The following is a 17820-nucleotide window of genomic DNA, read 5'->3' on the forward strand; positions in this document are numbered from 1 at the left end:
CCGCGCCCTCCACCACAGATTTAATGGCGGAGTCCGGCCCTCCGGACTTCGGCGGCTGTTTTTCGTCACCCTTTTGCTGATCCCTGGACATCTTCCCCTACTCTTCGATTACCAGCACTTCGACCCGGTTGCCCTGCCGGTTTGGCCCGGGAACAGCGACACCGGAACCCACGGGCAATTTTCGGATCTGGTCCCGCCCAACGCCCACCTTGGCCAGGAGGTCCGCCAGTGAATCCACCGCCTCACCAGCCCGTACGAGCCCTTCGTCGAACGTTTCATTGTCCCGCAGTTCACTGAACCCGGCCAGGACCACCACCGAACCTTCACCACTGGCCCAGTCCGTGACCTGCCGCCGGTCCGCCGCGGAAAACTCGAACCGATAGGTTACGCCACCCTGCCAGGGAACCACAATCGGCCCACGCACCCGTTCCGGCGTTGCCGCGAAACCGGGAATCGGCGCACCGGGCTCCACCTGCAGGTGTTCAACCCAGACATACTCACGGAGATTACCGCGGGTCACTGTGTAGACCAGGGTCAGCCAACGCTGGCCGGCGCTGTCCATGGTGGCGGCCACCAGGTAATCCTGCTCCCGGTCACGGCCCAGCAGGCGGGACTGCTCGAATACCTGGTTGGCCCAGACGTTACTGCGCCCGCAATCAATACCGACGCATTCGAAGAGAATCCTGGCTTCTCTCCCCTGCAGAGACTGCCGGTAATGATCCCGGGCCTGGGCACGGGTCGCGTCACGGTTGAGTTCATACAGCTGGCCCACACCCTGCACAGGAAGACGAGCCATGACATCAGACCGGATTTCATCACGAATTTCACGGATGGGACTGAACAGCACCAGATGCCCACTGGACTCGATGCGCTTGGTGGATTGCAGCGTTGATTGCGCAAAAGGCTCCGGGGGTTCCTCAAGGGGCGCGGCCATTGCTGGCTGGACGGTGGTCAGAGCCAAAAGCAGAAACGTCAGCGTCGGCATCACTCTGCGTTCAGTCATCAAGCAGGAACCTCTCTACAGCAGTCAGTATAGGCCGGACATCCCCATCCAGGTGGCAGTGATGCCCCCCGGGCACCTCCACCGTCTGCAGGCCGGGAATCAGATGTTCACGCTGCGCCAGATCATCACGGGTGGATAACAGCCCATCCTTTCCCTTTACGAACAGAGTTGGCACAGAGATGGATGACAGGGATGCCTGAACCTGTTCTTCGGTCATCATCAGGGCCGACGGGTGGCGCAGTCTGGGGTCGGTCCGCCAGGCCAGGCCATCGCCCTGTTTGCGCATATTCCTCGGCACCAGAATCATCGCCGCCTCGGGGCTCAGCGGACTGAAACCCCGTTCCCTTAAACGCGCGGCGGTCGCCAGGTCCGGGTATTCAACGGCCGCACCGGAGCCCGCCAGTCGTTTGCGGATGGACTTGCGCAGTTGCGGTACCGTCTCGCTGGCGGGACGGCTCAACGCGCCAAGGCTGTCAATCATGACCAGTTTCCTCACCCGATCCGGAAAGGCAGCGGCAAACAGGGCGCTGACGATCCCGCCCAGCGAATGGCCGACCAGATCCACCGGCCCGGCGTGAAAATGCCGGTCAACCAGTTCGGCCAGGTCCGCCACATAATCAGTCAGCCAGTAACCATAGCCCGGCGGCCGATGCCCGGAAAAGCCATGGCCGGCCATGTCAATTGCGTGGACATCCCGGTGGGCCGAGAGCTCAGGCCCCAGCCGGGCAAAGCTCATGGCATTGTCCAGCCAGCCATGGAGCATAAGGAGAGGCGTGTCACTTTTCGCACCATCGCGGGAGGGCCAGTGAATCCCGGCCAGAGAGGCTACCGCCAACGGCCAGACGGCATCGCGACCGCCCGCCAGGGTATCGGCCTGCCCGGCCGCCAGCGTCGCATCAGTCATGCATGGTCGTCCTACATCGTGTGGGTGGGGCGATCAGAGTTCAGGGAGCCTGCAAGGTAGGATTCAATTTTAGTCCGGGCGGTTTCATCGTCGCCATTGAACTGGACGCCGATTCCCGCCGCCCGGTTGCCCTGGGCACCCTTGGGGGTGATCCAGATCACTTTGCCAGCAACGGGGATTTTTTCCGGCTCATCCATGAGATTCAGCAACAGGAAGACTTCGTCGCCAATCTGATATTGCTTCTGGGTCGGAATAAACAAACCGCCCTGGCGGATGAACGGCATATAGGCCGCATAAAGCACCGCCTTGTCCTTGATGGTCAGCGTAAGTATACCGCTGCGTGCTCCGAATCCGGGCCCCATATCAAACCCCTTGATTTATCGACATTACAGAATGATAGCAGGTGCTACTGACCAACGCCCGCCCGGCCCCGGGCATCACGGCGGGGCATCAGATCACGCCACGCCATCAGAAGCCGGGAGGCTTCCAGTTCGACACTGGCGTTATATACCGATGCCTCTCGCGCCTCACGCACCATATCCAAAAGCTGATGGATCCGCCAGGGTGGATTTTTCTGAGCCAGAAAGCCAAGCATGTCAGCGGCTTCCGGATCGGCCGGCTGGCCACCGGCGCTGCATCGCGCAAGATCCGCCGCCCAGCATTCAAACAGCCAGAGGGTATCATCCAGCCCCAGGGCCTTGAATGCCCTGGCCGCCTCCCCCACGGTCGCCCGGCCTTTCATGAACTGCCGGAACGCCTCAAAGGCGTCATCCCGCAAGCCCGGGAACTCACCGGTGGCGTATTCCAGTGCCAGCCTTGGCGCATTGCCCGCCAGCATCAGGCTCTTGGCGAGGATGTCGGCAGCAGGCTGCTTGCCCTCCTCCATCTTCGCCACCTGGTTTGCCAACCACTGATGCGCCGGCTCTTCACCGGGCACAGGGATATTCAGTATCTGGCAGCGGGAACGGATGGTGGGCAGCACCGGACGGCCACTCTCCTGCAGCAACAGAAGCGTCACGTCAGCCAGAGGCTCTTCCAGCGTCTTGAGCAACGCATTGGCGGCATTGATATTAAGCTGGTCCGCCCGATCCACGATGGCCACCTTGTGATGGGCGACCTGGGGTGAGGCTACAGCAAATGTCGACAGCGCCCGGATCTGATCGATACGGACCATCCTGGACTTTTCCGGCGCATAGATGCGCAGGTCCGGATGACTGCCGGCTTCAATCAGACTGCACTGCTTGCAGGCGCCACAGGCGACCGGAGCCCCCTGGTCCCGATTGACCGGCTTTTCACAGAGCAGCAGTCCGGCGACGGCCTCGGCCCAGAGACGTTTGCCGACACCACACTCGCCGGTGACCAGCAGGGCATGAGGCAGGCGATCAGAAGCCAGCTGGTGCTGTACCGTAGACCAGGCTTTGTGCAACCAGGGCATATCCCGGGCGATGTCTGTCATTGGTTTCCATCCACTGAGGGGGCCGGAGGTCTGCGGCGGCCCTGGCGTTTCATGGCTTTGAGTAGCTGTTTCAGTTGCCGGATTTCCTGTTCCGGTTTCGCAGCTGTCGGCGGGCTATAGTAATGTCTGTTGACCACCCGGGCAAAACGGTACGCCGGTTTCTCCAGCCCCGGCGCCGACTGCGCGAGCCGCTGCGCCAACTGTCCGGGTGTTTCACCGGTACGTACCGGTACCCCGCACTGTTCACAGAATCTGTGCCAGGACAGAACCAGCCTACCGAACCGGTCCCCGCGATGGCGGACTCGCAGGCGCAATCCGGAGACCAGCCCTGCCAGCAGCAGCGCGGCACCCACGATCCCCGCCGACAGGTAACCGAGCTCCTTGAGCCCCAGACCGCCGGGAAGCCGCGACATCAGGTCCATCTGGCTCTGGCCCTGGTAACCGACCACCCAGCGCTGCCAGTTGTAATTGATACGGTCGAGCTGCAACGAGGCCCACTGAACCAGGGGCAAGTCATTATAACGCTGGGGGGAGATCATCTCGTCTTCCAGAAACGAGCCTTCGTCCGCCACCGCATCCCGCAGACCGGACTCAACACGGCTGGGGGCAATGGCCGCGGTCGGATCCACCTGCACCCAGCCCCGGCCGGTCAGCCAGACCTCCACCCAGGCATGAGCGTCATACTGCCTTACGATCAGATAATCGCCACCGGCTCCCGGCTCTCCGCCCTGATAGCCCAGAACAACCCGTGCCGGTATACCAGCCGCGCGGAATACAAACGTCGCTGCACCCGCATAATGGGCGCAGAACCCGCGCATTTCATCAAACAGCAGGGCATCAATGCCATCGTCCGGCATCGAGGGCGGTCGCAAGGTATAAAAATAGGGCTGCTGGCGTAAACGCTCGATAAAGCCGGAAACCACCTGTTCAGGGGAACCTCTGCGCACAAGTTCCCGAGCCAGCGCTCTTGCCCGGGGATTGCCGTCACGGGGCAGTTGCAGATACCGCCTCCGCTCCCCCGTACCCAGAGAGGGCTGCCCTTCCGAATTCCCAAGTGCCATTCGGTAACGCACCGACGTATCGGCCGGACGACGGAACCGGAACAGATTCTGTCCGGCCGGGATTACGTTATCCGAAACTGCCACGGAACCATCCAGAGCAAACGCCCACTGGCGGTCGGTGGGCTCCAGCAGCACGTCATACTGGCCGGGCTCGAGCTCTCCCACGCCGCCATCCCGGGCAACCCGCGACGGCGGTTCAATGGCGCTTTCCTCAAACTGGCGCCAGGTCTCGCCATCGAGATAGTCCAGTACCAGGCCGCGCCAGTACCGGGCCGGGTAAGGCGGCATATCACCGCCAAAGCTGACCCGAAACGCCCGCTCACTGTTCTGGGCCAGACTGGAAATATCCCCTGGCCGCATGGTGTCTGACAGGCCCGTCCGTGCCTGGCCGGACACCATCGGCACGCTCCAGAGCGGCGCCATACGGGGGAAAAACACAAACAGCAGGACCACCACCGGCAGCGTCTTGAGCATCATCCCACCCAGGCGTTTCCAGCCACGCCGGGCACCGGCGGGTAGATCCGGTGCATTCAGGGTCTGTAACCCCACCAGCAGAAGCGCCAGAGCCGCGAAGTTGATGAATGCCCAGAGGATGCCCTGCCGAAACAGGAAATTGACCGCCGCGAGATAGGTAAGGATAAAGAAAACCACATAGAAATCCCGGGCACTGCGGGTTTCCAGCCACTTCAACCCGACCGCCAGAACGAAAAACGAAGCGGCGGTATCCACCGAAAAATGCCCCTGGACCGTGGCAATGTAGACCGCCATCAACACCAGCATGATCGCCATACGCAGCCACCGCCCGGGCAGCCTTACCCGCCCGGTGCGGGCCAGCCACCGCCATCCGGCCAGCACGCCGCAGGCGGCCAGCAGCCAGGGAGGAAGGCGATCCCACTGAGGGATCAGCAAGAGCGCAAACCCGGCCAACAGCCATACCAGTGCGCGCATCGGCAGCACCTCGGGGGGCCGGTCGGTCTGTGCCCGGTTTCCGGACCTGGCTGCCCGCATCAAACCGCCCCCACCCCTGGAGCCGCATCCACTCCCGAGCGGGTTCCATAACGCATGGCTCCGGTATCCCTCGGTTTTTCCAGTCCCCAGACAGCGAGCGCGCGCAGGCATCGCTGGGCGTGAAGATCGCCGGCATCCGGCTCAATGGTTTCCCCCGGCAGATTCAGACCAAACCGTTCGCCCCGGGCCAGGCGCTCCCGGACCTGCCAGGCCAGGTAGCTCAGGCGAAGCTCCACGTCTACGCCGGGAAACGCCTCGAAATCCAGCCAGTCCGGACTGCTCTGAAGGCTTTCCCAGTCGGCCACCACCATCTGTCCGGAGCGGGCAAAACGTTTCCACATCACCCGCGTGGTCAGATCCCCTTCACGCCATGGTCGGAGGTCTGCCTGGTCCTGGCCGACGATAGGACGAGCGTTACTGTCCTCCCGGGCGCCTTCGCCACCGCCGGGTACGTCTGGTGCCGGGAGGGGCCGGGGCAACGCAATCCCTGCGCTGGCCGGTCGCAGCCAGGACCAGGCTTTCAGTAACCCGAACGGGAACCGGGTTTCAATGCGCACCCGGTCCGGGCGTACGTAACCCCGCTTTGAACTGGGAACAGGCAGGTGAATGTCCCTACTCTCACCGGCCGGCACATGAATACCGGAAATGACGGCCGATCCCGCCGACAGGGACACCGCCAGGCTGTCATTGCCGGCACGGGTCAGCCGGAAACGGAACGGGATCTCGGAACCGGCTTCCCCTTCCCCGGCGTCGAGCAATGAAAGCTCAAGTCCGGACAGGTTCCGGTGGGTCTGGTGCATGGCGCCAACAAAAAGCGCCCCCAGCATGAAAACCAGCAGATAGATCAGGCTGTTCTGGTAGTTGATTCCGGTCAGGAGCATGACCACGAGAAGTATCCCGAACACCATGCCCGCGCCCGTTGGCAGTATGAACAGGTTTTTCTGGGTCAGCGTCTGGCTGTCAGAGCGGGGAATCCGCCGGTTGATCCAGCGATTGATCCGGGAACCGAACAATTTTCGAGTCATGCCCATGAGGCCTGTGAATTCCTGAAAAGTTCACCACGGTATTCGTTATAATGGCGCGCCACAATCTTTCGCATCGAGACATAGGCCGCCACGTGCATTCCTGCCTGACTGAACTGAGCCAAACAGAGTATCTGAGACTGCTTGACCATGCCGCCCAGGCCCCCGATTTCGTGTTTCTGGGGAGTGCCGGCCCGGACGGCAACCGGGGCGCTCTGACCGGATTCTCGGCCATGGCAGTGGAGCATTACCGGATTGACCGTGACTCCGGCAACGGCCGGGCCGCAATCGATACCGGGCACGTATCCGAGAAAATGGAAGCTCTCCGACAGACCTACGCCATTCCCTTATCCAGCGATGACGGCCACCTGCCCGGAGGGTGGATTGGCATCCTCGGCTATGAACTGGGTTATGTCCGGGAAAAGCGCCTGGCCAGCCAGTGCCCAAAGACCGGGTTTCCCCTGCTCAGTGCCGGCTTTTATACCTGGACAGCCAGCCACGACCGCCAGTCAGACCGTTACTGGCTCTGGCAACACCCCCATGCACCGGCATCCCAGACACCGACGCTTGCTGACTGGCGCCGCTGCCCCGCACCGGTCGCCATACGGCAATGGCGGATGCCGGAGGTTTTCCATCCACGCCAGCAACCCGATGCCTTCAAAGCCAGCGTTCAGGCTGTGCGGGATTATATTCAGGCTGGCGACTGTTATCAGGCGAATCTGTCACAGGAATTCCAAGGCCATTTCCAGGGGTCACCCTGGCGGGCATTCCAGGCCCTCTCCGAGGCCAACCCCACACCCTACAGCGCGTTTTTGAGAATCGGCGATCAGGAGATAATCAGCGTATCGCCGGAGCGATTCCTGGAGATACGCAACGGCGAACTGTTCACCAGCCCGATCAAGGGTACCCGTCCCCGGGGCGACACTCCGGAACAGGACCGGGCTCTGGCAATGGAGCTGGAAAACGCCCAGAAAGACCGGGCTGAGAACCTGATGATCGTCGACCTGCTGCGCAACGACCTGAGCCTGAACGCGCAGACCGGCTCCGTAACGGTGGACCAGCTCTTCGCTCTGGAGTCCTACCGGAACGTCCATCATCTGGTCAGTCACATCAGAGCCAGGCTGAAGGCCGGAGTCAGCCCGCTCAAGGCCCTGTTTGATGCCTTCCCCGGCGGTTCCATCACCGGCGCACCCAAGATTCGCGCCATGGAGATCATCCGCGAACTGGAACCCCACTGGCGTGGGCCCTACTGCGGCTCGGTCTTTTATTATGGAGTGGACGGGCGTCTGGACAGCAGCATCGCCATCAGGACGCTGCTCTGTGGTAAGGACGGCAGCATCCGCTGCTGGGGCGGAGGCGGCATCGTGGCCGATTCAGACCCCGAAGCCGAGTACCAGGAAACGCTGGCCAAAGTTCAGCCGCTGATGCGCTTCCTGGAAACCCTGGTCATCTGAACGCTCAGGCCTGGTGTACCACGCTGGCCTTGAGGAATTCCTGCTTCAGATCCTCAAAGTTGTGAACGGCCGGGAACTGCGGGAATTCGTCGATGACGTTCTGCGGCGCGTGGAAGAGAATACCTGCTTCCGCCTGGCCCAGCATGGTGGTGTCGTTGTAGGAGTCGCCGGCAGCGATAACCCGGTAATTCAGCAACTGGAACGCCCGCACGGACTGGCGCTTGGGATCACGCTGGCGCAGCAGGTAATGGGTGATCTGGCCATTCTCGGCGACCTCGAGCTTATGGCACAGCAGCGTGGGGAAGCCGAGCTTCTTCATCAGCGGCATGGCGAATTCATAGAAGGTGTCTGACAGGATCACGACCTGGAAGCGCTCACGCAGCCAGTCCAGAAACTCGGCGGCGCCTGGCAGAGGGTCCAGGGTTCCGATCACTTCCTGGATTTCGTTCAGGCCGTAGCCATGCTGGTCCAGAAGCCGCAGGCGCTGGGTCATCAGTACATCGTAATCAGGAATGTCACGGGTGGTGGCCTTGAGCTCCTCAATCCCGGTTTTTTCGGCAAAGGCGATCCAGATTTCCGGGATCAGCACTCCCTCAAGGTCAAGACATGCAAGTTCCACAACACTCTCCTGATAACAGATTGAATAATGCCGGGTGGCGCGTGGGTCACCCGTGAAGCGTATGATATGAAAATCCGGTGCGGAATGCATCGTTGACGCCCGCTTTTGAAGGCTGCTCGGGCATAAAGATATAGATCCTCATTCCTTCAGGCTATGAATGCTTTGGTGTTAGCCTTGACCATGAATAGCCATCGACAACGGAATACCCATGACCGATACCGAATCCCTGAACGAACAACTCCAGGACCAGAGCCCGCGAGCCATCCTGAAGGAAGCGTTCGCCCGTTACGACAATATCGCCATTTCCTTCAGTGGCGCTGAAGACGTGATACTGATCGAGATGGCGCACAAACTGACGGATAACCTGCAGGTCTTCAGTCTTGATACGGGTCGGCTGCATCCGGAAACCTATGCGTTCATGGAAACCGTTCGGAAACACTACGGCATCAATATCGAATTCCTGTTCCCGGATGCCCAAGAGGTGCAGGATCTGGTGAACCGCAAAGGCCTGTTCAGTTTTTATGAGGATGGCCACACCGAATGTTGCGGCATCCGTAAAGTGAATCCCCTGCGCCGGAAGCTGGCCACGGTGGATGCCTGGATCACGGGCCAGCGTAAAGACCAGAGCCCGGGAACCCGCAACGAGGTGCCGGTAGTACAGGAAGACGGCACGTTTTCCTCGGCCGAACGCACGCTCATCAAATTCAATCCGCTGGCGAACTGGTCTTCCAAGGAAGTCTGGGATTACATCCGCATGGCGGAGGCGCCCTACAACCCGCTCCACGAACAGGGCTACATCAGCATTGGCTGCCAGCCCTGCACCCGTCCGGTACTGCCGGGACAGCATGAGCGCGAAGGCCGCTGGTGGTGGGAAGAAGCCACCCACAAGGAATGCGGCCTGCACGCCGGCAACCTGATCGGGCGTTCCGGCTAAACCGGACACCCGCCAAAAAAAGCCCGCCGAGAGGCGACTCCGGGCGGGCTTTTTTTATGCCTCACAATTAGTAAGTGGGCAGGTCAATATCCTTGAATAACTCCTGGATCTCGGTTCGACTGCCCTGATGGGCGACCGCCTGATCCACCCGTTCACGGGTGAGGTGTGGCGCGAACCGCAGCATGAAGTCGTACATGTAGCCCCGCAGGAAGGTGCCTTTACGGAAACCGATGCGGGTAACCGAGGGCCGGAACAGCTTGCTGGCATCCAGTGCCACCAGATCGGTGTCCACTTTCGGGTCGTAGGCCATGCTGGCGATGATGCCGACCCCCAGTCCCAGGCGGACGTACGTCTTGATGACGTCTGCGTCGGCGGCGGTGAACACGACTTTCGGAGTCAGTCCTTTGGACTGGAAGGCCTCATCGAGTTTCGACCGGCCGGTAAAGCCGAACACGTAAGTCACCAGCGAATGCTCGGCCAGCTCTTCCAGAGTCAGTTCCTGGCCCTGGGCCAGTGGATGGTCCCGGGGAACAATCACGCAGCGATTCCACTTGTAACAGGGCATCATGATCAGGTCGTTGAACAGGTCCATGCCTTCGGTGGCAATGGCGAAGTCCACGGCACCGTTGGCGGCCATTTCGGAAATCTGCATAGGCGTGCCCTGATGCATGTGCAGCGACACGTCCGGATAGGCCTCGATAAAGCCCCCGATGATCGGCGGCAATGCGTAGCGGGCCTGGGTATGAGTGGTGGCAATGCTCAGGTCACCCTTGCGCTGGTTGCTGAACTCCTGGGCGATTTTTTTGATGCCCTCCACCCGGCGCAGGATTTCTCCGGCCTCACGGATGATGATTTCCCCACCGGGCGTAATCCGGGTCAGGTGCTTGCCGCTGCGGGCAAACACTTCCAGACCCAGCTCGTCCTCCAGCAGGCGAATCTGCTTGGAGATGCCGGGCTGGGAAGTGAACAGGCTCTGAGCCGTGGCGGAAACATTCAGATCGTGGTGGGCAACTTCCCAGATGTATCGAAGTTGTTGTAGTTTCATGGAATTCGTCGCTCCCTGGATCAGTCTACTGCCCAATAATACGCATAAGAACGCAGTTTTTCATTCTTTTTTGACATACGGTAATCTGCTGTAATCAGTGTAGACCATTCACTGACTACGCACCCGGCACGGTCAGGGTTCAATAAGCCGGCGGAACGGTGGCAGCGCGTCCAGCAACAGTTGGCCGTAGCGACGGGTAATGATGCGACGATCCAGAATGGTGACCCGGCCGGTATCCTGTTCCGTACGCAACAGTCGGCCCACTGCCTGTACCAGCTTCACCGAGGCGTCCGGCACGGTGATCTCCATGAACGGGTTGCCGCCCCGCTGGGTCACCCACTCCGCCAGGCTGGCCTCAATGGGATCGTCCGGTACCGAAAACGGCAGCCGGGTGATGATGACGTGGTGCAGGTATTTGCCGGGAAGATCGATGCCTTCAGCAAAACTGGCGACACCGAAAAGAACACTGGGCTTGCCCTGGTCTATGCGATCGCAGTGCTGGCGCAGCACTTCGTTCTTGGCCATGTCATCCTGGGTCCGGATGAGTTCCGGGTATTTCGGTGACAGGGCATCCCGAACCTGCTGCATCTGCCGACGGGACGTGAACAGCACCAGCGTGGCCTTGCCCTCGGCCCAGAGGTCCGGCAGACGCTGGATCAGTGCATCACCAAAGCCGTCGTCGGTAGGCATGACCGGCATATTGGGTACTTCGACGGTGGCCATGTCGCCGTACCGGAAAGAACTCGGCACCACCATGTAACGACTCGCCTCAGGCAGTCCCGCCCTGGATTTCAGGCGGTCGAACCGCCCCAGGGCCGTGAGTGTGGCACTGGTCAGAACGGCCCCGTGGGCCCGCGACCAGAGCCGGGCGTACAGCAGGTTATCCGCGAGCACGGGAGAACTGTAGAGCGTGATGTCCTCGCTGTGCTCCCAGCGCTGGCGCACCGCCCAACGGGCCGGTGCGGGCCCCTTTCGGGTCGGCTTGGCCGGAGCGTCATCGGCCGTCTTTTCCGGCTCATTCACCCCTTCACACCAGGCAGTCCACAGCCGAAGCTGCTCTTCCGCCCGGCTGTGGAAAGCACCGATCACCGGATACCAGGATTCCGCGGTTTCACGGTCCAGATCGGATTCCTTGCGCTCATCAAAGGCCGTCTGAAGATCATCCACCAGTGCCCCCAGTTGGCGAACCAGTCCGGCGGTCATCACCCGGGTATCACCGGCCAGTTCCGCCAGCGCCTCGGGCAGCTCACCCTCCGGATAACGCCACTGGGCGCTGCGCCGTTCTTCGTTGAAGTCCCAGTCCGTGTTCTGCTCAACGTCTTCGTAGACCCGCCCCAGGGCCAGATCCAGATCCCGGCCGGCAGTACTGATTTTTTCCACGGTCCGGGCAGGCTGGGAACCGGCCGGCAGCCAGGGCTGGATCTTGGTCAGCGCCTGGGCCAACTGTTTGAGCCATTGTCGGGTGGCATTGATCGGCACCGAGGCGGCGAAATGGTTCAGCGCCTTGTCCGGAAGATGGTGGGCTTCATCAAAGATATACAGGGCATTTTCCGGCTCCGGCAGGATGGCACCACCTCCCAGCGCCAGATCCGCCAGTACCAGGTCGTGGTTGGCGACCACAACATCGGCTTCGTCCAGGTCCTTGCGGGCATCGAAAAACGCGCAGCTATCAAAATAGGCACAATGCCGGTTGGTGCACTGGCGATGGTCGGTGGTGACCTGACGCCAGATATCATCCGGGATCTGCTCCGGCCAGTGGTCCCGGTCACCGTCCCATTCCCGTGAACCGTAACTGGACAGCATTCGCTCAAAGATGGCTTGGCTGGCCGCCTCATCGTCCATCGGCTTGTCCAGAAGAAACAGCGGCATGGTATCGCTGTCACCGTGCCCTTCATCGTGGAGTCTTGCTTCCAGACGGGATACGCACAGATACCGTCCACGCCCTTTGGCCAGCGTCCAGTTGAAGTTGAGACGGCTGTGTTTCTTGAGGTCGGGCAAATCCTTGAGCACGATCTGGTCCTGCAGGGCGACCGTTGCCGTGGAAATCACCAGGGTCTTGCCGAGCGCCCGGGCCACAGGAATCGCAGCGATCAGGTAGGCCAGCGTCTTGCCGGTACCGGTGCCGGCTTCCACCACGCAGGTCGCCGGTGCAGACGTGCGCTTGCCATCGTCCTCGGTGATGTCCCCCATATAACGGGCGATTTCCGCAATCATCAGGCGCTGGCCATAACGGGCCCGGATATCCTTGCCCGCGAGAACGTCACGATAGGCCTGCTGGATTTCCTGCTTGGTTTCTTCGGTCAGTGCCATCAGCGTGGGCTCACCCATTGACGGGCAACGCCCAGACGGAAGGCCTGACCTTCACGACTGAAGACCACACCTTCTTCGGTGATTTGCTCCAGCCGCAGGTTGCCCAGACGGTCGCCGGTCTGAAGGGGCTGATGATTCACGATAACCCGGCTTGCGGACGGGTTTGAGGAAAAGATATGGCTGCTGAAGGTCAAATCCGGGACACTCTTCTGAAACGAAAGGGGCAGTTCCACCAGATGCGGTACCCTGCCCTCAGGTGGCGGTGGTGTCAACTGTGCCGATGAACGACTGCGGCCGGGGGTGATGATCACCGGCTCGCTGAACCCGACCTCGGCACTGCTCGAGGCACCCGACGCCGGTGGCTGCACCGGCCCGCCGGACTCCGGCTCCACGGTGGCCTGCTGCGATTCCGGTACACCAGGTCTGGATACCGCCGGTTCCGGTTCCTGTTCTGACTGAACGGGGGCCTCGGTGGCCGTGGCGGGTGCGATCTGTACGTTTTCCGGGGCTGGCCAGAACACATACGCCACAATCGCCGCATTAATAAGCAGAGCCACCGTTACCCAGAGACCAATGGGACGCACGGGCCGGCGGGCACCACCCACCGGCTGCCATTGCCCTGCCAGCGTGGGCGCCTGGCCCCTGTGACGCTCGGCCTCGGACTTGCGGAGTGCATCAAGAATATATGACATCTCAGCGCGCCTCTCCGGCCGCGGCCACCAACCGCGGGCCGGGAATCCCAAGGTCGGAATTCATGTGGATCAGAGTCATAACCCCCGGTATTCCGTCCACCGTCAGGCCCCGCTGTTTCTGGTACCAGCGGACCTGCTGCTCAAGATCCATGCGTTTGATCCGGTCGTTTTCAGCGTCCGAACCTGCAAGGCGGTCGGCCAGCGCCATCATGCGCGCGCCCAGCCAGACCGCTTCGGCCGGCGGCTCGCCCGCGCCACCATCGGCAGCCAGAGATTCCGGCGTACGCCAGATCACGTAGAAATGGCCAAACCAACGCGACTGCAGATCCTCAAAGGAGACAACCTTCGGCCCGTCAGAGGTCACGATCCTGGCCCGGTCCCCAGTCAGTGCAGTGAGGACCAGGTAACGGGTCGCGCCGCGGGTATCCCGCAGGGTCAGTATGGCTGGCCGGTTTATCTGCTCCAGCGTGCCCCGGCTACCTCTCTGCTCCAGACAGGCAAGGCCCAGCGCGGCGGCGTGATCACAGGCGACCGGTGCTGTCACCGGGTTGTAGCTTTCATCCCAGAGCCCGAACAGGGACACAAAGGCAGCCCCCAGCTCCAGACCCTCGGCACCAATATTCAGAGGCGGGCGTGCCGAAGTTAAGGAGGAAGCGGTTTTCGGTTCCGACTCCGGAGCAGAACGCTCAATCGCTCCCTGCCGGGTCACGCCAGAGGTATCCGCCCGTATCGACCAGTCTGGATATCGATCAAACCACCACAGGGTCGCGATGACCGCCAACAGCACCGAAGCCAGGACCAGGCCCGTCCCGCGAAACCGGCTGGCTGAGGCCGGCCGACTGCCGGCCCCTTCCTTGCCATCACCCCGGATTTCCCGGATAGCCTGTCGCACGTGTTTCGCCCTGACACCGAGCTCGTCACCGGCATAGGCTCCGAGCAGCGCCCGGTCACTGACAAGGTTGATCAGCCGGGGGATACCACCGCTGAACCTGTAAATACGGGCGATCGCCGGACGGGTGAAAATCTGCTGGTGCCTGCCCGCCACACCCAGCCGGTGTTGCAGATAGGCCGGCAATTCAGCCCGGTCAATGGCGTCCAGATGGTAGCGTGCGGTCACCCGCTGGTTGAGCTGGCGCAGTTGCGGAAGGGCCAGTATCGACCTGAGCTCCGGCTGACCAACCAGCACAATCTGCAACAGCTTTTTCTCGGAGGTTTCCAGGTTGGTCAGCAGACGCAGCTGTTCCAGCACCCCCGGTGCCAGGTTCTGCGCTTCATCGATAATCAGTAGTTTATGGCGACCACGGGCGTGGGCATCCAGCAGATCCCGGTTAATGGCATCGACCATCGATTTGATGGTGGCATCGGCCGCATGGTCAATGCCGAGCTCGTCGCAGATGGCCGAAAGCAACTCCCGCGAGGACAGGCGAGGGTTAAGAATCAGGGCGATGTCGACATGATCCGGGACATTGTCGATAAAGCACCGGCAAACCGTGGTCTTGCCGGTACCGACCTCGCCGGTGATAACAATGAAACCGCCCTGCCCCTGCACACCGTACATCATGTGAGCCAGCGCCTCGCGGTGGCGGTCACTCAGATAGAGATACCGTGGGTCCGGCGCAATCGAGAAAGGAGGCTCCCGAAACCCGAAAAAATCGTTATACATGTTCCCTCACGCCCTGTCGGGATCAGGAATAACCGGCAGGGATTCCACTACGGCCGCCTGATCCTCAACTCTCCACAACTATAGCGGAATTGTGACACATCACCGCGTTTATGCATCCAGTCGCTGTAGAAGGCCAGAAGCGTTATGGGACGGGCCGGAAGTCAGAAATCCTCGAGCATCAGATCTTCGTCGTTACCATCGGCAAAGGGATCTTCCGTAACCTTGCCATCATTGACCAGGAACTCCCGGCGCTGGAGAAAAGCGTTGCGCATGAAAATGTAGCGGTCGCCGGACGCCAGGTTTTCCGCCGGGATCAGATCGGCCCGCGTGTCCACAATCTGCAGCACCCGAAGGTAATAGGTTTCAGGCTCGTCAACGGCCTCCCACCCAGAGGGCAGCACGAAGCCGTCGGTGACAAGGCCCGTGGTATGACGCGGCGTCGATGGCCCCAGCAGTGGCAGGACCAGGTATGGCCCCGAATCCAGGCCCCAGACCGCCAGCGTCTGGCCAAAATCCTCGGGACGCTCGGGCAGGTCGAAGGCTGTTGCCACATCAAACAGGCCGCCCAGCCCGAACACGGTATTATAGGTGAAGCGGCCAAAGGCAACGACAGCGGACTCGCCTTTGCCCTGCAGCAGGCTGTTGGCAAAATTGCTCACTTCACCAAGGTTGCTGAAGAAGTTGGTCACCCCCCGGTCCACCAGATCCGGGGTCACTGTCCGGTAGGCTTTGGCGGCGGGACGCAAAGCCCAGCGATCAACACCATCATTGAAGGCAAAGACCTTGCGGTTCCAGCCTTCATACGGGTCTTCGGCGCTGATCCTGCCCGCGCTTCCCGGCGCCGGCTGTTGAACATTCTGGGCAGCAGCACCTGCTGCATGGAACAGGGCGAGAATCAGCAGGCTGACCCCAAAAAAACTGCGGCACGGTCGGGTTAATCCGGTCATTTTTCCCTCTCGGGTTGTTTCTTCTGTTTCTGTTGGCAGACAATACGTCGCTTCATCCATCCCGTATTTCGTTTCCGGAGGAAATCAGATGTCAGTACCGGGAAATCTGGTCAGAAAACTGACCATGGCCCTGCGCTGGGGCGACATGGACGCGTTTGGCCACGCCAACAACACTGTCTATTTCCGTTTTTTCGAAGAAGCGCGTATCGACTGGCTATCATCGCTGGAGCTCGGCGATGCCATGGCAGACAGCGGCCCGGTCATTATAAAGACCAGCGCCACATTTCTGAAAGAGCTCACCCACCCGGCCAGCGTGCTGATTGAAACCTATGCCGACAAAGCCGGCAACAGCAGCCTGGACACCTACCATCTGGTCAAAGACGCGGATAACGGAGAGATCTACGCGGAAGGTTACGCCAAAATTGTCTGGATGGATCGCAACACCCGGCGCTCCACTGCGCTGCCAGACACCCTCCGGTCGCTGGCAGCCCAGTGATCCGGGCCTCAGCGGTGACGGACCACCACTGAGCCAATGGAGTAACCGGCACCGAAGGAGCAGATGACTCCCAGGTCTCCGGACGCCATGTCTGCCCGATGTTTGTGGAACGCGATAATGGAGCCCGCCGAGCTGGTATTGGCGTACTCATCCAGAATCACCGGGGCCTCATCGGCAGAGGCATCCCGGCCCAGAACTTTCCTGGCAATCAGCTGATTCATATTCAGGTTGGCCTGGTGCAGCCACATCCGGCGCAGGTCTGACGGTGCCAGTTCCAGCGACTTCAGGTGGTTGAGAATGGTATCAGCCACCATGGGTGAGACTTCCTTGAAGACTTTCCGGCCCTGCTGGATAAACAGCTTGTCGGTTTTGCCAACGCCGGCATCGTCCGCCCGGTTCAGAAAACCGAAGTTGTTGCGGATATTGCTGGAGAACTTCGTCTTCAGGCGGGTACCCAGGATTTCGAAGCCCTGCCCCGGGGCGGCATCCTGCTCTCTTTCCACCAGTATGGCGGTACAGGCGTCACCAAAAATGAAGTGGCTATCCCGGTCACAGAAGTTCAGGTGGCCGGAACAGATTTCCGGGCTGACCACCAGCACCGCGCGGGCCGTACCATTCTCCACCGAGTTGACGGCCGCCTGGAGGCCAAACGTGGCGGAACTGCAGGCCACGTTCATGTCGTAGGCAAAGCCCTCAATCCCCAGGGCTTCCTGCACCTCAATGGCGATCGCCGGATAGGCGCGCTGCATATTGGAGCAGGCCACAATCACGGCATCCACATCTGAAGCCTGCCGACCGGCCTGTTCCAGGGCCTCACGGCTTGCGGAGACGGCCATCTCACATTGCACCGACGGCTCATCGTTGCTCCGTTCCGGGATGTAGGGCTTCATTCGGGCGGGGTCCAGAATACCTTCGCGATCAATGACATGGCGCCGCTTGATACCCGAGGCTTTCTCGATGAATTCGGACGCGGACGGCTGCAGCGCGGCCAACTCTCCACGGGCGATCTCATCAGCATGCTCGCTGTTGAACTGCTCCACATACTGGTTAAAGGCCTCAACCAGTTCGTGATTATCAATATAGGCGGGCGGCGTATACAGGCCGGTTCCGCTGATGACGGCTTTGATCACGGTAACCCCACGTCATGTTTACAAAAACGGTATGTGACAGATTATTTTTAAAAATACTAACACAGTCGGAAGGAAT

16 protein-coding genes are annotated in these 17820 nt (G+C 60.9%); 3 read left to right on the plus strand and 13 right to left on the minus strand.

What is annotated here, in order from left to right:
• Nucleotides 1-97 precede the first annotated feature (97 nt).
• Genes HNR38_RS05650 through HNR38_RS05675 form a run of 6 tightly spaced genes read right to left on the minus strand, consistent with a single transcriptional unit; the run spans nucleotide 98 to nucleotide 6457 of the window.
• Nucleotides 98-1003, minus strand: coding sequence for a DUF4892 domain-containing protein (locus HNR38_RS05650; RefSeq protein ID WP_246362396.1), 906 nt, complete (start codon nucleotides 1001-1003; stop codon nucleotides 98-100).
• Nucleotides 996-1907, minus strand: coding sequence for an alpha/beta fold hydrolase (locus HNR38_RS05655; protein ID WP_183700633.1), 912 nt, complete (start codon nucleotides 1905-1907; stop codon nucleotides 996-998). Before HNR38_RS05655 ends, HNR38_RS05650 begins: the two co-directional genes overlap by 8 nt.
• An 11-nt stretch (nucleotides 1908-1918) precedes the next feature.
• On the minus strand, nucleotides 1919-2269 hold the full coding sequence (locus tag HNR38_RS05660) for a PilZ domain-containing protein (RefSeq protein ID WP_183700635.1): 351 nt from the start codon (nucleotides 2267-2269) through the stop codon (nucleotides 1919-1921).
• 44 nt (nucleotides 2270-2313) lie between these two features.
• Entirely contained in the window at nucleotides 2314-3363 is a 1050-nt protein-coding gene (gene holB / locus HNR38_RS05665) for a DNA polymerase III subunit delta' (RefSeq protein ID WP_183700637.1), read from the minus strand.
• Nucleotides 3360-5372 (minus strand): transglutaminase TgpA family protein, encoded by a 2013-nt coding sequence (locus HNR38_RS05670; protein ID WP_343068242.1) that lies wholly within the window; start codon nucleotides 5370-5372, stop codon nucleotides 3360-3362. Before HNR38_RS05670 ends, holB begins: the two co-directional genes overlap by 4 nt.
• Nucleotides 5373-5431: 59 nt before the next feature.
• Complete coding sequence (locus HNR38_RS05675; protein WP_183700641.1) at nucleotides 5432-6457, minus strand: DUF58 domain-containing protein; 1026 nt, start codon at nucleotides 6455-6457, stop codon at nucleotides 5432-5434.
• Between the two features lie 92 nt (nucleotides 6458-6549).
• On the opposite strand from HNR38_RS05675, the gene pabB reads away from it, so the two are divergent.
• Complete coding sequence (gene pabB, locus HNR38_RS05680; RefSeq protein WP_343068243.1) at nucleotides 6550-7908, plus strand: aminodeoxychorismate synthase component I; 1359 nt, start codon at nucleotides 6550-6552, stop codon at nucleotides 7906-7908.
• A 4-nt stretch (nucleotides 7909-7912) separates the two neighbouring features.
• Here pabB and thrH read toward each other — a convergent pair whose 3' ends face one another.
• Entirely contained in the window at nucleotides 7913-8527 is a 615-nt protein-coding gene (gene thrH, locus HNR38_RS05685; protein WP_183700646.1) for a bifunctional phosphoserine phosphatase/homoserine phosphotransferase ThrH, read from the minus strand.
• A 208-nt stretch (nucleotides 8528-8735) separates the two neighbouring features.
• On the opposite strand from thrH, the gene HNR38_RS05690 reads away from it, so the two are divergent.
• Nucleotides 8736-9461 carry a phosphoadenylyl-sulfate reductase gene (locus HNR38_RS05690; RefSeq protein WP_183700648.1) on the plus strand — a complete coding sequence of 242 codons (726 nt, stop codon included), beginning with the start codon at nucleotides 8736-8738 and terminating at the stop codon, nucleotides 9459-9461.
• 67 nt (nucleotides 9462-9528) lie between these two features.
• Here the strand turns inward: HNR38_RS05690 and cysB are convergent, their stop codons facing one another.
• The 5 genes from cysB to HNR38_RS05715 form a co-directional block, all read right to left on the minus strand.
• Entirely contained in the window at nucleotides 9529-10506 is a 978-nt protein-coding gene (gene cysB / locus HNR38_RS05695; protein WP_183700650.1) for an HTH-type transcriptional regulator CysB, read from the minus strand.
• 132 nt (nucleotides 10507-10638) lie between these two features.
• A complete protein-coding gene (gene dinG / locus HNR38_RS05700) occupies nucleotides 10639-12816 on the minus strand; it encodes an ATP-dependent DNA helicase DinG (protein WP_183700908.1) in 2178 nt (725 codons plus the stop codon).
• Nucleotides 12816-13508 (minus strand): general secretion pathway protein GspB, encoded by a 693-nt coding sequence (locus tag HNR38_RS05705; protein WP_183700652.1) that lies wholly within the window; start codon nucleotides 13506-13508, stop codon nucleotides 12816-12818. The genes dinG and HNR38_RS05705 overlap by 1 nt, the downstream gene beginning before the upstream one ends.
• Nucleotide 13509: 1 nt before the next feature.
• Nucleotides 13510-15171: an ExeA family protein gene (locus HNR38_RS05710; protein WP_183700654.1), complete on the minus strand. Its 1662-nt coding sequence runs from the start codon at nucleotides 15169-15171 to the stop codon at nucleotides 13510-13512.
• 161 nt (nucleotides 15172-15332) lie between these two features.
• A complete protein-coding gene (locus tag HNR38_RS05715; protein WP_183700655.1) occupies nucleotides 15333-16118 on the minus strand; it encodes an MlaA family lipoprotein in 786 nt (261 codons plus the stop codon).
• An 88-nt stretch (nucleotides 16119-16206) separates the two neighbouring features.
• On the opposite strand from HNR38_RS05715, the gene HNR38_RS05720 reads away from it, so the two are divergent.
• Nucleotides 16207-16614, plus strand: a complete 408-nt coding sequence (locus tag HNR38_RS05720; RefSeq protein ID WP_183700657.1) for an acyl-CoA thioesterase — start codon at nucleotides 16207-16209, stop codon at nucleotides 16612-16614.
• Between the two features lie 8 nt (nucleotides 16615-16622).
• On the opposite strand, the gene HNR38_RS05725 is transcribed toward HNR38_RS05720, so the two are convergent.
• On the minus strand, nucleotides 16623-17744 hold the full coding sequence (locus HNR38_RS05725; RefSeq protein WP_183700659.1) for a beta-ketoacyl-ACP synthase III: 1122 nt from the start codon (nucleotides 17742-17744) through the stop codon (nucleotides 16623-16625).
• Nucleotides 17745-17820: the final 76 nt, after the last annotated feature.

It is taken from the genome of Marinobacter oulmenensis, from assembly GCF_014201735.1.
In the GTDB taxonomy this organism is placed as follows: Bacteria; Pseudomonadota; Gammaproteobacteria; order Pseudomonadales; family Oleiphilaceae; genus Marinobacter; species Marinobacter oulmenensis.